Below are 13,721 nucleotides of genomic sequence, written 5' to 3' on the forward strand. Positions count from 1 at the left end.
CGTCACGCTCTGCCGTACCCGCCGCCGCCCGGGGTGCGGACCACCAGCACGTCGTCCACGCCGGCCTCCGCCACGTCGCAGCCCGCCAGCCGCCGCCGCGAACCGTCCGCCCGTTCCAGGACGTTCTCGCCCAGAGCGCCGGGACCGCCGCCCGCCATGCCGTAGGGCGGGACGCGGCGGTGGTTGCTCAGCAGCGCGACGGTCATCGGCTCCAGGAAGCGCAGACGGCGTTCGGCGCCGCAGCCGCCGCGCCGGCGTCCGGTGCCGCCGCTCCCCGCCCGGATGGCGAAGCTGTCGACGCGCACGGGGTAGCGCCACTCCAGGACCTCGGGGTCGGTCAGCCGGGAGTTGGTCATATGGGTCTGCACGGCGTCCGCGCCGTCGAAGTCGTCGCCCGCGCCCGAGCCGCTGGCCACGGTCTCGTAGTACTGCACCCGGTCGTTGCCGAAGGTGACGTTGTTCATGGTGCCCGAGCCCTCTGCCTGGACGCCCAGTGCCGCGTACAGCGCTCCGGTGACCGCCTGGGAGGTCTCGACGTTGCCGGCGACCGTGGCCGCGGGGAAGACGGGAGCGAGCATCGAACCGCGCGGGACGCGGACCGTGAGCGGGGTGAGGCAGCCGCTGTTGAGGGGGATGTCCTCCGCGACCAGGGTGCGGAAGACGTAGAGGACCGCCGCCATCACCACCGAGGTGGGGGCGTTGGCGTTGCCCGGCTGCTGCGGTGAGGTACCCGCGAAGTCGATCACCGCGGCGCGCGCCGCCCGGTCGACGGTCAGCGCCACCCGGATCTCGGCCCCGCTGTCGGTCTCGTAGCGGCAGCAGCCGCCCGACAGCCGCGCGATGATCCGCCGCACCGACTCCTCGGCGTTGTCCTGGACGTGCCGCATATAGGCGCGGACGACGTCCGTGCCGAACTGCCCGGTCATCCGCCGCAGTTCCGCGATGCCCTTCTCGTTGGCGGCGATCTGGGCGCGCAGGTCGGCGAGGTTGGCGTCCGGCGCCCGCGAGGGGTACGGGCCGGAGGTGAGCAGTCGCCGGGTCTCGCGCTCGCGCAGCTCGCCGTCGCGCACCAGCAGCCAGTTGTCGAAGAGGATGCCCTCTTCCTGGATGGTGCGGCTGAAGGCCGGCATCGAGCCGGGGGTGATCCCGCCGATCTCCGCGTGGTGGCCGCGCGAGGCGACCAGGAAGAGCGGTCCCGGGCTCTCGGAGGGGCCCGCGTCGGGGTCGGCCGTGTCGAAGACGGGGGTGACGACGGTGACGTCGGGCAGGTGCGTGCCCCCGTGGTACGGGTCGTTGATGGCGTACACGTCGCCCGGCCGCATCTGTCCGCCGCGCCGCCGGAGCACCTCTTTGATGGACTCCCCCATCGACCCCAGATGGACGGGGATGTGCGGGGCGTTGGCGATGAGGTTGCCGTCGGCGTCGAACAGCGCGCAGGAGAAGTCCAGGCGCTCCTTGATGTTGACGGAGTGGGCGGTGTTCTCCAGGCGGACGCCCATCTGCTCGGCGATGGCCATGAAGAGGCTGTTGAAGACCTCCAGCATCACCGGGTCGGCCTCGGTGCCGACCGCGACCCGGGCCGGGCGCGGCCGTGCCCGGGTCAGCAGCAGGTGTCCGCGGTCGCCGGCGCGCGCCTGCCAGCCCGGGTCGAGGACCGTGGTCGCGTCCTCCTCGGCGAGGATGGCCGGTCCGGTGAGGGTGTTGCCGGGGCGCAGGTCGGCGCGCCGGTAGAGGTCGGTGTCCCGCCAGCGGCCCCCCGCGTACATCCGGACCGTCGCCGCGGGCGTCAGCTCCCCTTCCCGGCTCGCCGGGGGCACCTCGTGGCCGGTGGCGCCGCCGGCCGCGCCGCGGGCCTCGACCGACACCGCCTCGGCCACCAGCGGCTTGTCCATGGTGAAGGCGTAGCGGGCGCGGTGGGCGCGGACGAACTCCGCGGCCATCGCTTCGGGATCGGCCAGCGGCACGCCGATGGTGGAGTCCGTGCCGTCGTAGCGGACCAGTACCCGCGACCGGGTCGCGATGCTGTCCTCGGCGACACCGTCGGCGAGGAGTTCACGCCGGGTCTGCCCGGCGAGCGTGTCGCACACCTCCTGGACGCGGGCCATCGCCCCGGCGTCGGCGAACCGCGCCTCGACGGCCTGTTCGCGCATGGCGGTGGCGTCGGCGACACCGATGCCGTACGCGGACAGGACCCCGGCGAGCGGCGGGACGAGGACGGTGTCGATGCCCAGCGCGTCGGCGACCGCACAGGCGTGCTGGCCGCCGGCGCCGCCGAAGCTGGTGAGCGTGTAGCGGGTGATGTCGTGGCCCCGCTGGACGGAGATCTTCTTGACGGCGTTGGCCATGTTGAGGACGGCGATGTCCAGGAAGCCGGCGGCGACCTCCTCCGGGCCCCGGTCGTCGCCGGTGGCCTCGGCGGCCCGCCCGGCCAGCTCCGCGAACCGCTCGCGTACGACGCCGGCGTCCAGCGGCTGGTCGCCCGCCGGCCCGAACACCGCCGGGAAATGCTCCGGTTGGACGCGTCCGAGCATCACGTTGGCGTCCGTGACGGTCAGCGGGCCGCCCCGGCGGTAGCAGGCCGGGCCGGGCACCGCACCGGCCGAGTCGGGACCGACCCGGTAGCGGCGCCCGTCGAAGTGGAGCACGGAGCCGCCGCCGGCCGCGACGGTGTGGATGTTCATCATCGGGGCGCGCATCCGCACACCGGCGACCTCGCTGCCGAAGACCCGCTCGAACTCGCCCGCGTAGTGCGAGACATCGGTGGAGGTACCGCCCATGTCGAAGCCGATCACCCGGTCGTGGCCGGGGCCCGCGTCGACGGCCGCGCGGACCATGCCGACGACCCCGCCGGCCGGGCCGGACAGCACCGCGTCCTTGCCGCGGAAGTGCGCGGCCTGGCGCAGTCCGCCGTTGGACTGCATGAACATCAGGCGGATGCCGGGCAGTTGCGCGGCGATCTCGTCGACGTAGCGGCCCAGGATCGGGGAGAGGTAGGCGTCCACGACCGTGGTGTCGCCGCGGGGCACCAGCTTCATCAGCGGGCTGACCTCGTGCGAGCAGCTCACCTGGGTGAAACCGGCCCGCCTGGCCAGCTCGGCGACGGCCTTCTCGTGGTCGGCATAGCGGTAGCCGTGCAGCAGGACGACGGCCGCGCTGCGCAGCCCGTCCGCGCGGGCCTCGGCCAGCGCCCGGCCGACCCGGCCGGAATCCAGCGGCCGGACCGGCTCGCCGTGCGCGCCCACTCGCTCGGGCACCTCGATCACCCGGTCGTACAGCGCCCGCGGCAGGGTGATCCGGCGGTCGAAGATGCGCGGCCGGTTCTGGTAGGCGATCCGCAGCGCGTCCCGGAACCCTTCGGTGATCAGCAGCACGGTCGGCTCGCCGGTGCGCTCCAGCAGCGCGTTCGTGGCGACGGTCGTCCCCATCTTGACGACGGCGACGCGGTCGGCGGGCACCGGCTCGTCGGGGCGCAGTCCCAGCATCATCCGGATGCCGGCCACCGCGGCGTCCCGGTAGCGCTCGGGGTGGTGCGAGAGCAGCTTGCCGGTCACCAGCCGCCCGTCCGGCCGCCTGCCCACGATGTCCGTGAACGTCCCACCGCGGTCGATCCAGAACTCCCAGCGTCCTGTCATCCGCCCATTGTCGCAGCGGCCCGCTCACCCGACAGGGCGGCGCGGGGCCGGGTGCGGCGTGCGGGGCCGGGTGGCCTACGGGCGGGGCGGGGCCGGTGCGGTCCGGGGGCTCGGTGCGCCCGAGGGGCCGCGGGTCCTCACACGGCCGTGGCGTCCGGTCCGAATCTGGCGCGGACGGCCGTCTGCACCTCGGCCTCCTCGGCCGGATCGGCGGCGAGGCGGCGCAACTGCTCCACGACCCGGTCATCACCGGTCGCGGCATGGCGCGCGGCCAGCTCGCGGGTGGTCTCCTCGCAGTCCCACAGGCACTCGACGGCGAAGCCGGCCGCGAATCCGGGGTCGGTGGCGGCCAGCGCGGCGGCGGCCCGGCCGCGGAGGTGGGAGGAGGAGGTCTCACGGTAGATGTGGCGCAGCACGGGGGCCGCGCAGGCGACGCCGAGGCGGCCGACGCCGTCGACCAGCTCCCACAGGCCGGCCGCGTCCGGGCCTTCTTCCCGTACGGTCCGGCGCAGCGCGGCGAGCACCAGCCCGGCGTCCCGCCGCGCGCCGCGGCGGGCGAGCACGGCGGCGGCCGAGGCGCCCAGACGGTCCGGGCGCCGGGCCCACAGGCGGGCCCGGCCTACGGCGGCGACGCTGCGCATCCGTGCGAAGGAGGCGAGCGCGGCGGCGGCCAGCGGCTCGGCGGAGAGGGGGTCGGCGGCCGCCGCCTCGATCAGGTCGAGGACGTCGGGATCGCCGCGTTCGGCGAGGTGGTGCAGGGCGGCGGCGCGGGCCGCGTCCGGTCCGCCGCGGGCGGCGCGCAGCAGCTCGGGGCGGTCCTCGGGGCCCGCCACGGCGGCCAGGCAGCGGGCGGCGGCGAGGTGCCGCTGCTCCTCGGGATGCTGGTCGAGCCCCTGCTGGGCCCAGCGCAGGACCTCGGTGACGCTCCAGCCGGGGCGCGGGCCGCGGGGGCGTAGCTGGCGCTGCCAGCGGTCGAAGGAGCCCTGTTCGCCGGCGGCGGTCAGGCGGGCGTGGTAGCGGGGGTCCTCGGCCCACAGCCGCCAGGGCCGGGGCTCGAAGGCGTCCCGGACGGCGGCGGCCAGTTCCGCCTCGCCCTCCTCCGTCCGGGGGAACCGGGCGAGCACAGCGGGAGCGAGCGTCATCAGGCCCGCGTCGTCGTCACGCAGCGCGAGCTCGTCCAGGGCCCACCGCCAGTTGCTGCCGGCCGCGGCGTAGCTGCGCAGCAGGAGGCGGGCGGCGTCGCGGCCGTAGGAGGCGAGGTGGCCCAGGACGGAGAGGGCGAGGCCGGTGCGCTCCTCCGCGGTGTCGACGCGGTCGTCGGCGTGGAAGAGGTGGCGTTCGATCTCTTCGAGCCCGCCGTCGAGCTGCATGTAGAGGCGCGCGTAGTAGAGCGAGCGGTTCTCCACCTGCCAGTCGCGGCGGGGGTCACGCAGCACGCTGTCGTTGAGTGCCGCGAGCGCCTCGGCCCGCGGCGCCGCGAGGGCATGCAGGGTCCCGTCGCCGCGGCCTCGCTGAAGGAGGCCGAGGAGGGTGCCACTGGGCGCTATGTCTGGATCGAACATGAGGTCAGCATCCGGTGCGGGGGACTGGCTGGCAACGGGATTTCCGCCGACCGGCATTCTTGCCGGTGACCGCGGGCCGTATGCGTCGTTCCCACCATGGATCGGCAGGCATGACTGCTGTACGGCGGGCGCAGCCTAGCCTGGAAGCCGTCATTCCGCCGATTCGGCCCCGGGTCCTCGCAGGGAGGCCGGGGGCATATGCCAGATGCACCACCGTATCGGGTAATGCCAAATCCCTTACGGACCGTCGCAGCCTGTGCAACAGTCGTTACCGGTCCTTTGTCAGACCTGGCGCCGCCTCATCACGGAGTACGTCATGCCGTCCCCTCTCTTCGCGGACCATCCAGCCGACCGGCCTCCCGAGCGCGACACGGTCGAGGCCCTGATCACGCAGGCCCGCCGTCTGCGCGGTGGCCTCGACGCGGTGCGCCGGGAGTCCTCCGTGGACACCGACGTCGCCACCGACCCGCGGCTGCGCTGGCAGCGGGCGCTGTGCGATCTCGCCGTGCACCACCTCGACGACCTCGGCGGCCACCTCGACCAGCTCAGAGAGGGCCTGCCGGCGGATGGCGAGGAGGACGACGCGGCATATGCCGGGCTCCCCCTGGCACCGCCCGAGCCCGAGCCCGAGCCGCATGAGCGCGGCGCGCTGCTGCGCCGGGTGGGCAGCGCCGAGTGGAATCTGCTGACCGACGAGGTGACCTGGTCCGACGAGCTGTTCGCGATCTTCGGCAGGCCACCGTCCGACGGTCCGCTGACGCTCGACGAGCTGCCGTCCCTGGTCTTCGCCGAGGACCAGGAGGGGCTGGCCACGATGGTCACCGACTGCCTGGTCGACGGCCGGCCGATCGACGGCGAATTCCGCATCGTGCGTCCCGACGCCACGGTCCGCACGGTGCACATGACCGGCGAACCGGTCCTCGACGCCGACGGCGGCACCGCCTGCATGTGGGCCGTGCTGCGGGACGTCAGCGAGCTGCGGCGCAGCCAGCGGGCGGTGCGCGAGACCCGCGACTCGCTGCGCCGCGAGCGGCAGATCGCGCAGACCGAACACCGGCTCGCGGTCGAGCTCCAGGAGTCGGTGCTGCCACCCTGGGGCGAGACCCTGTGCTCCCCGGACAGCGGCCCGCTCGCCCTCGATCTCGCCGGCCGCTACCTCCCGGCCGGCACCCGCGCGCTGATCGGCGGCGACTGGTACGACGCACTCCAACTCCCCGACGGCAAGACGCTGTTGAGCGTCGGCGAGCTCACCGGCCACGGCGTCACCGCCACCTCCGGCATGGCGATGGTGCTCGGCGCGCTGCGCGGGATGGCCGTCACGGGCCAGCAGCCGGGCCCGCTGCTGGGATGCCTCAACCACCTGCTGGACACCACCGCCCAACCCGCCCTGGGCAGTGCGGTGTGCGCCCGCTTCGACCCGGCGACCCGCGTATTGGAGTGGGCCCGGGCCGGTCACCCCGCGCCCCTGCTCTTCCGCGGCGGCACGGGGCGCGCGCTGGACCCGCCCGAGGGCATGCTGCTCGGAGCGACCACGGGCGCGACGTACGCCCAGCGCACCGAGCAGCTCCAGCCGGGCGATCTGCTGGTGCTGCGCACCGACGGGCTCGTACCGCGCCGCCGGCACAGTGCGGACGCCGATCGTGAGGGTGCCGAGCGGCTGCTCGCGCTGGCACCGAGGTTCGCCGCGGCCCGCAGTGCGCAGGACAGCGTGCGCGTCATCGTCGAGGAGTTCGGCAGCAGCGAGCGCGAGGACGACGCGTGCGTGCTGGTCGCCAGGGTCGGCGACTGAGGCGCGGCGCGGTGAGGACAGCGCCGGATGCGGTGGTGCGGTGAGGACAGCGCCGGGTGAGGGCGCGACGTGAAGAGAAGAGGGGTCGGCGCGGCGGGTGAGAACGAACGGACCTCGTCCGGTTCTCAGCCGGCCGCGCCGACGGCAGCGGATCCGATGAGGGGTAACGGGTCGTCGTCAGAGGGCGGCGGTCGGCGCCGGCGGTCCGCCGGTGCGGTTGGCGCCGGAGTCGTCGGACACGGTGTCAGGCACGCGGTCAGACCGAGAACTTCCTTCCCAGATCCGACCCCGGGGCCAGCACGGCGCTCCTGCCCTTGGGCTTGCTCCGCGCCTTCGGCAGGACCTGCTGGATCTCCTCGCGCAGGTCCTGGATCTTGGCGTAGTTGGCGTACTGCCCGGTGAGCCGGAACATCTCCCGCAACCGGTCCCAGGTGCGGTGGGAGGAGTTCTCACCGATGGAGACCAGGGCCAACCGGGCGTAGCGGTCGGCCTGTTCGGGGTCGTCGCCGATGAAGCAGGCGGAGGCCATCGAGATGTAGTCGAAGATCTGCGACCGCTGGTGCCCCTGCGCGCGCAGGCGGAGCGCCTGCCGGGCGTGGTTCTGGGCCAGCCGGGCGGCCGAGGGGTCGTGGTCGGCCAGCGTCCGGAAGGCCAGCGCCTGCATGCCGTGCAGATCGGCCTCGTCGAACATCTGCATCCAGCTCGGCGGTGGCACATCGCCCTTGTCCGAGACGAACAGCTCCTCGGCCTCGCCCAGGGTCCGGCGCATCGCCTGCCCCTGGCCCTTGGAAGCCTGGGCCCATGCCTCGATGGTGTGCAGCATCGCGCGGGTACGCGGCAGGGTCTCCTCGCCGGAACCGGACTTGGCCAACTGCATCAGGTCCAGCGCGTCGTCCGGACGGCCGAGGTGGACCATCTGACGCGCGGCGCGGGACAGGGCCTCCCCGGCGCGCGGCCGGTCGCCGCCCTCGCGCGCGGCGTGGGCCGCGATGACGAAGTACTTCTGGGCGGTGGGCTCCAGGCCCACGTCGTGGGACATCCAGCCGGCCAGCACCGCCAGATTGGCGGCGACCCCCCACAGCCGGCGCTGGAGGTGGTCGGGGTGACGGTAGGCGAGCATGCCGCCGACCTCGTTGAGCTGGCCGACCACGGCCTTGCGCTGCAGTCCGCCGCCGCGCGCCGCGTCCCAGGCGCGGAACACCTCCACCGAGTGCTCCAGCGCGTCGATCTCCTGCGACCCCACGGGGGCCGCTTCGTAGCGGTCGAGGCCGATCTGGTCGAATTCGTCGAAGGGGTCGGCGGTGAACGGATCGTCGTGGCGTGGGGCGTCGGCCGCCAGGGCCGGTTCGGTGTGCAGCCAGTCGTGCATGGCGCCGGTGAGTGCGGAGCCCGCGGCGAGCGCCGCGCCCGCACCCACCAAGCCGCGTCGGTTGAGCATGAGGTCCATTCCCGTGAATTCCGTGAGGACCGCGGCGGTCCGCTCGGGTGCCCACGGCAGACCGTCCATGGCCTGCCGTTTCCCCGAGCGACCGGTTCTTGCGAACCCGAGGTCCTCGATGGTTACGACACGGCCGAGTCGCTCGGTGAAGAGGGACGCCAGGACTTTCGGCACCGGATCCCGGGGGGTCTCCCCCATATCGATCCAGCGCCGCACTCGCGAGGTGTCGGTCGCCAACTGCGGATGGCCCATGGCCGCCGCCTGCCGGTTGACCAGTCTCGCCAGTTCTCCCTTGGACCAGCCCGCCAGGCCGAAAAGGTCCGCGAGACGGGTGTTCGGCTCCCTGTCCACGTCAAGCCCCCAGGTTCCTCGACTGAGTTGACAGTAACCGCCGGTGACATGGGCTGCGACCATTCGCCAGGGTTCGCCAGGGTCCGCCAGATGGTCTGCCACCCGCGCCCGCGTGTTCTGTAGGTGTGCAGCCCCCGGCCCGGTGGCGGGACCGCATTCCCCAGGGTGCGCGCCCTTCACAGGGACCCTGGATCGGCCTGCTGCACGAGGCCCGTTCACCGGGTTCTCACCACCGGGCCGGGGAGCGCACGCAACTCGTCGGCGCACGAAGGGATCTGTCTCACCCATGTATGCAGCATCGTCCGCCGTGACCGCCCCCGCCCGGCCGTACCGCCCGCACCCTTCCGGCAGCGGGCCGTATCTCGACCCCTCCCCTTCCGGGGGGGTGGTCACCGGCCTCGGCGGCCGTAACCGGCGGACACAGGGGACGGGCACCCAACCGCTCAGCGGGAGACTCGACTTGTCCGGCCCCCAGGGCGCCCAACTTCGCGCCGCCGTCGCCTCTGTGCACCGCATCTGTCCGGAGTTCAACCCGGTCCAGGTGCTGCGCCGCAGCGGCAAATCGGTCCTCCTGGTGGGCACGACCGGCCGTATGACCGCGGTCGCCAAGTGTTTACTGGACCACTCCCCCGCGTGGTCGGAGCGGTTCCGGCAGGAAATAGCTGCTTACCGCGCGTTCGTCCGGCATCGTCCGCCGGTACGGGTGCCGCGGCTGGTGGCGGCCGATCCCGACAACTGCACGCTGGTCGTCGAGCGCATGCCGGGCCGGGTCGCGGCGACGTCGCGGCATCCGGCCGAGGCGCCTCCCCGCGCAGACGTACGCGCCGCGCTCGGCGCGATCTGCCGGATCAATCTCTGGCGCCCGCCGGCCGGGCTGTTCGACGCCCCGCTGGACTACGCGGGCCGGATCGGCCGGTATCACGACCTGGGGCTGCTGACCGACCGTGACCTGGGGGATCTGCAGAAGCTGCTGCACGGCCTGTCGCACACCCAGGGCCAGTTCTGCCACGGCGACGCCCTGCTGAACAACGTCCTGCTGTCCCCGGCCGGCCCCGTGCTGCTGGACTGGGACAACGCGGGCTGGTACCTGCCGGGCTACGACCTGGCGACGCTCTGGTCGGTGCTGGGCGACGCGCCGGTGGCCCGCCGCCAGATCAGCCAGCTCGCCCAGGCCGCCGGACCGGCGTCGCGGGACGCCTTCCTGGTGAATCTGATGCTGGTGCTGACGCGTGAGATCAGGAGTTACGAGACCGCGGTCCAGCGCACCATGCGCGAGCCCGCGCCGACCGGGACCCCGGGGCCGGGACAGCCCGGGGCGCCCGCGGCGGGCGAGGAGCAGCGGCTGCTCCTGCGCCGGCTGCACGACGACTGCCAGATGGCGCGGCGTGCGGTGCGGGCGGCGGTCGGCACGCGCTGACCGTCTGGGGGAAACGTTGAGCGGCGCGCCCGAATGCGGGCGCGCCGCTCACCCATTCGCGGCCGGCGCCCAGGTCACGGTGCCGGTTGCGGGCCGCGCATTGGTCCATTCCACTGACGCCGCGCAGGCCCGGAAGCCGTGGCGGGAAAGCTCCCGCGGGCCCGTCCTGACATGCGAAATCCCGTGTCGGCGGGATGATTGACGGATCGTCGGCAAACCGATACCCCTAAGACGTGCCTTTCGGATCAGGCCGGGCTCGCGGGGTCTTGTGCCGGGTCCCGCCCCGCACGGCCGTCTGCGCACCCACCGTCACACCGTCCCGTCCCGGGCCGGCTAGAGGAGGCCGTTTTGCGAGGATCCGCCGCACCTGACCGGAAGAGAACGCCCCGCCCCGCCCTGCGCAGGTCCGCCACCGCCGTCGCCGCCGCGGCGGCGCTGCTGCTGCCGCTGATCTCGGCAGCACCGTCCGCGGGCGCCCGCGAGCCCGGCCGGGACGCGTTGCAGCAGGCTTTCACCGAGGCGGCCGCCCGGTTCCAGGTGCCCCGCGCCGTGCTGCTGGCCGTCTCGTATCTGGAGTCCCGCTGGGACAGCCACAGCGGCGCGCCCAGCGTCTCGGGCGGCTACGGCCCGATGCATCTGACCGACGCCCGGGCGGCGCTCGCGCGGGTCCCGGAGTTCAGCGACGACGAGGACGCCCGCGGCGACGGCGCGCGCGCCCGTAGGACGGCGTCCGCGCGCGCGGTGCGGCGGGCGCCGCTGCCCGCCGAACTCCCTGCCCGGCTGCGGACGTTGGTGGCGGCCGCGCGGCTCACCGGGCTGCCGGCGGAGCAACTGCGCACCGACCCCGTCGCGAACGTGCTCGGTGGCGCGGCGCTGCTCGCCGCGGAGCAGCGCAAGCTGGGGGCGGCCGGCGGCTCGGATCCCGCCCGGTGGTACGCGGCGGTGGCGCGCTACGGCGGCCAGGACGACGCGCGGGCCGGCAAGGCGTTCGCCGACGAGGTGTACGCCATGATGCGCCGCGGCCAGAGCCGGACCACCGACGCGGGGCAGCGGGTCACCCTGGCCCCGTCGCCCTCGTTGGCCGCCGATCCGGCCCAGAGGAAACGTATCGCCACACCCTCGGGCGCGGACGCGCTGCGGGCACCGGCGCAGGACGCGGGCCGGTCGCCGGAGTGCCCGGCGAGCGTGGCGTGCGAGTCGGTGCCGGCGCCGTACGAGGAGTTCGGCGACGACGACTACGGCAATCACGACAAGGCGGACCGGCCCCGCGACCAGCGCGTGGACGCGATCGTCATCCACGACACCGAGGGCTCCTGGGAGACCACGCTCAGGCTGATCAAGGACCCGGCCTATGTGTCCTGGCATTACACGATCCGCTCCTCGGACGGTCTGATCGCCCAGCACGTGCCGACCAAGGACGTCGCCTGGCACGGGGGCAACTGGTACCTCAACTCGCACTCCGTCGGCATCGAGCATGAAGGTTTCCTCGCCGCCCCGGACGCCTGGTACACCGAGGCGATGTACCGTACGTCGGCCCGTTTGGTGCGGTATCTGAGCCGTAAGTACGACGTGCCGCTGGACCGGCAGCACATCCTGGGGCACGACAACGTGCCGGGTACGACGACCGCCACGATCAAGGGCATGCACACCGACCCGGGCCCCTACTGGGACTGGGCGCACTACTTCACGCTGCTGGGCAAGCCGTTCCGGCCCACCGCCGGCCCGCACGGCGGGATGGTGACCATCCGGCCCGACTACGACCGCAACCAGCCGCTCTACACCGACTGCGAGAAGGCCGGCCGGCCGTGCGCCGCGCACGGCTCGACCGCGGTCCGGCTGCACACCGCGCCGCAGGAGAGCGCGCCGCTGGTGAAGGACATCGGGTTGCGCCCGGACGGCGCGGACTCCACGACCGGCGTCAACGACACCGGCGCCCGCGCCACGACGGGCCAGCGGTTCGCGGTGGCGGACCGCTCCGGCGACTGGACGGCGATCTGGTACCTGGGCCAGAAAGCCTGGTTCCACAACCCGCCCGGGCGGCCGACGGCGGTACACGCGCGCGGCCTGGTGGCCACGCCGAAGGCGGACGCGAAGGAGATCCCGGTCTACGGCCGGGCGTACCCGGAGAAGAGCGCCTATCCGGCCGGGGTGCCGGTCCAGGCGGTCTCCCCGCTGCCCTACAAACTGGCCGCCGGCCAGCGGTACGCGGTCGGCGAGCGGGTGCGGAGCGCCTACTTCTACGCGCCGGAGTACGACGTCAGCAAGCAGGTGATCGTGCGCGGCGAGGACGTCTACTACGAGATCCAGCTCGGGCACCGGGTCGGCTACGTCCGGGCCGCCGACGTCGAGGTGCGGCCCTCGGATTCGTAGCCGTACGGCCGGGCCGGGGCCGCCGGGCGTACGGCCGGCCGGGTGAAAACCACGCGCCCGGTGAACGGCGAGTGCCGTTCACCGGGCGCGAGGGTGTCCACCGGGCCGTGCGTGCGGGTCAGCTCTGCTGGAAGAGCTCCGCGGGCAGCGGCTTGAGCAGGGCGTAGAGGTCGTCGGTGATCGGCCGGTCCCAGCTTGCGATGGTGACGAGCACGCCGTCGCTGCGGTCGAACTGGGCGCAGGAGATGCGGCTCTCGGAGCACTTGACGCGCTTGACGATCAGCAGGTTGTCGTCGTGCATCACGGGGGTGTCCTCGGTGTCGACGACCACCACGGGCTCGTCGTTGCCCAGCGCCGCGAGGAGCTGCGCCACCTCGAAGGGCACCTCGTCGTCGTCGAGCTCGCGAGCGGGCGAGCCCTCCGGCAGATTGCCGATGATCATCGCGGGACCGCGGCCGCCGAAGAGGTCGTAGCGGAGGAAGACGCCCTGGCAGGTGCCGTCGGGGGCGGGCAGCAGCCCGGCTCCGAGGTTGCCCGGCCAGTCCCCGGGGTCCATGGCGAGGACGTCGAAGTCAGGCCCGGCGGGCGTGGCTGCGCTGCGGCGGCGGAGGAAGGACATGCCGCCATCGTACGTGGCCCGGCCGGGCTCGCAGCGCCGGACGCCGGCGTCCGGTCACGGCCCCGCCCGGCCTTCCCCCGTCCGCCTGGCGCTCACGCCCGCGCGGCGAGGGAGATCAGGTGGCGCAGCGCCTCGTCGGCCACGGCGTACGGGACGAAGAGGTGGTCGTGGTGGAAGCCGGCGACGACGTTGCAGCTCAGGCTCGCGGCGGTGAGTTCGGTGGCGACGGCGGCGGTCAGGCCGACGGCGTCGAGGGAGGAGTGGACCCGCAGGGTGATCCACGCCGCGACATAGTCATACGCCAGGCCCGCCCGGTCGGCTTCTTCCTGCCGGACGACGAGGGTCAGGCCCTCCTCCTCGGCGACGGTGACCACCGGCGTCAGCCCCTCGGGGACCGCGCCGTCCACGGTCGTGAAGACGTAGCGTCCCTCGTTCAGCTCGGGCCGCATACCGCTCAGCAGCCGCTGGAGATCCCGCTCACCGGTCATACCTTCCAGGCTACGGCGTGATCCGGTGCGGCCGCCCGGCGGTCCCGCGGCGCTT

Annotated in this window: 8 protein-coding genes; 3 read left to right on the top strand and 5 right to left on the bottom strand. The window is 73.6% G+C overall.

The window, feature by feature from the left end; all coding sequences use genetic code 11:
• Positions 1 to 2: 2 nt before the first annotated feature.
• Together ACZ45Z_RS14825 and ACZ45Z_RS14830 are read right to left on the bottom strand one after the other, a co-directional pair.
• Positions 3 to 3,632, bottom strand: coding sequence for a hydantoinase B/oxoprolinase family protein (locus tag ACZ45Z_RS14825; RefSeq protein WP_468361773.1), 3,630 nt, complete (start codon positions 3,630 to 3,632; stop codon positions 3 to 5).
• A 137-nt stretch (positions 3,633 to 3,769) separates the two neighbouring features.
• A complete protein-coding gene (locus ACZ45Z_RS14830; protein WP_468361776.1) occupies positions 3,770 to 5,194 on the bottom strand; it encodes a HEAT repeat domain-containing protein in 1,425 nt (474 codons plus the stop codon).
• Positions 5,195 to 5,510: 316 nt separating this feature from the next.
• Here ACZ45Z_RS14830 and ACZ45Z_RS14835 point away from each other — a divergent pair, with 316 nt between their 5' ends.
• Entirely contained in the window at positions 5,511 to 6,983 is a 1,473-nt protein-coding gene (locus ACZ45Z_RS14835; protein WP_468361779.1) for a PP2C family protein-serine/threonine phosphatase, read from the top strand.
• Between the two features lie 256 nt (positions 6,984 to 7,239).
• On the opposite strand, the gene ACZ45Z_RS14840 is transcribed toward ACZ45Z_RS14835, so the two are convergent.
• Positions 7,240 to 8,772, bottom strand: coding sequence for a DNA-binding protein NsdB (locus ACZ45Z_RS14840; RefSeq protein WP_468361782.1), 1,533 nt, complete (start codon positions 8,770 to 8,772; stop codon positions 7,240 to 7,242).
• A gap of 286 nt (positions 8,773 to 9,058) precedes the next feature.
• On the opposite strand from ACZ45Z_RS14840, the gene ACZ45Z_RS14845 reads away from it, so the two are divergent.
• On the top strand, positions 9,059 to 10,189 hold the full coding sequence (locus tag ACZ45Z_RS14845; RefSeq protein ID WP_468361785.1) for an aminoglycoside phosphotransferase family protein: 1,131 nt from the start codon (positions 9,059 to 9,061) through the stop codon (positions 10,187 to 10,189).
• Between the two features lie 348 nt (positions 10,190 to 10,537).
• Positions 10,538 to 12,559 carry an N-acetylmuramoyl-L-alanine amidase gene (locus ACZ45Z_RS14850; RefSeq protein ID WP_468361788.1) on the top strand — a complete coding sequence of 674 codons (2,022 nt, stop codon included), beginning with the start codon at positions 10,538 to 10,540 and terminating at the stop codon, positions 12,557 to 12,559.
• 118 nt (positions 12,560 to 12,677) lie between these two features.
• On the opposite strand, the gene ACZ45Z_RS14855 is transcribed toward ACZ45Z_RS14850, so the two are convergent.
• Together ACZ45Z_RS14855 and ACZ45Z_RS14860 are read right to left on the bottom strand one after the other, a co-directional pair.
• Positions 12,678 to 13,178: a hypothetical protein gene (locus ACZ45Z_RS14855; RefSeq protein WP_468361791.1), complete on the bottom strand. Its 501-nt coding sequence runs from the start codon at positions 13,176 to 13,178 to the stop codon at positions 12,678 to 12,680.
• Positions 13,179 to 13,270: 92 nt separating this feature from the next.
• A complete protein-coding gene (locus ACZ45Z_RS14860; RefSeq protein WP_468361794.1) occupies positions 13,271 to 13,666 on the bottom strand; it encodes an ACT domain-containing protein in 396 nt (131 codons plus the stop codon).
• Positions 13,667 to 13,721 lie beyond the last annotated feature (55 nt).

It is taken from the genome of Streptomyces sp. NPDC031210 (assembly GCF_055570395.1).